Here is a 747-nt window from a genome sequence, read left to right on the forward strand (position 1 = left end):
CTCAAGCACCTCTCTCAAGCCGCTTTCCTCTACAGGACCGGTTGCTTGGTCACATAAGCTTTTGGGGGAAACATGAGGCTGTCGGTGGCCATCCTCTGCGCCCTCGTCGCCGTGCAGGCGGCGGCGCTGCTCCTCGCCGGAACGGCGGCCGCGGCGAGCGAGCTCAAGGTCGGGTACTACCACAAGAAGTGCAAGGGCGTCGAGAACGTGATCAAGTGGCACGTCATCAAGGCTCTCAAGCAGAACCGCCGCACCGGCGCTGCCCTAGTCCGCCTCCTCTTCCACGACTGCTTCGTCAGGGGTTGCGATGGGTCAGTCCTGCTGGACAAGTCGTACGAGAACCCACACCCGGAGAAGGAGGCGCCGGTGAACATCGGGCTGGCGGCGTTCGACCTCCTGGAGGAGATCAAGGCGGCCGTGGAGAAGCGGTGCCCCGGCGTGGTGTCCTGCGCCGACATCGTCATCTACGCCGCCCGCGACGCCGGCAGCATCCTCAGCAACGGCCACGTCCACTTCGACGTCCTCGCCGGCCGCCTCGACGGCGTCGTCTCCAGGGCCGACGAGGCCCAGGCGGAGCTCCCGGACTCCACCATGACCGTGCAGCAGCTCAAGGACAACTTCGCCGCCAAGGGCTTCGACACCGAGCAGCTGGTCATCCTCTCCGGCGCGCACTCCATCGGCCAGGGCCACTGCTCCTCCTTCACCGGCCGCCTCTCCGAGCCGCCGCAGCAGATCACCCCGGCGTAC

General features: G+C 66.8%; 1 protein-coding gene. It reads left to right on the top strand.

Translation table 11 applies throughout. From position 1 onward, the window contains the following. Positions 1–72 precede the first annotated feature (72 nt). On the top strand, positions 73–747 hold a 675-nt coding region (locus NK662_RS24595; protein ID WP_254761342.1), incomplete at its 3' end, for a peroxidase family protein.

The organism is Ectobacillus ponti, from assembly GCF_024294785.1.
Taxonomy (GTDB): Bacteria; Bacillota; Bacilli; order Bacillales; family Bacillaceae_G; genus Ectobacillus; species Ectobacillus ponti.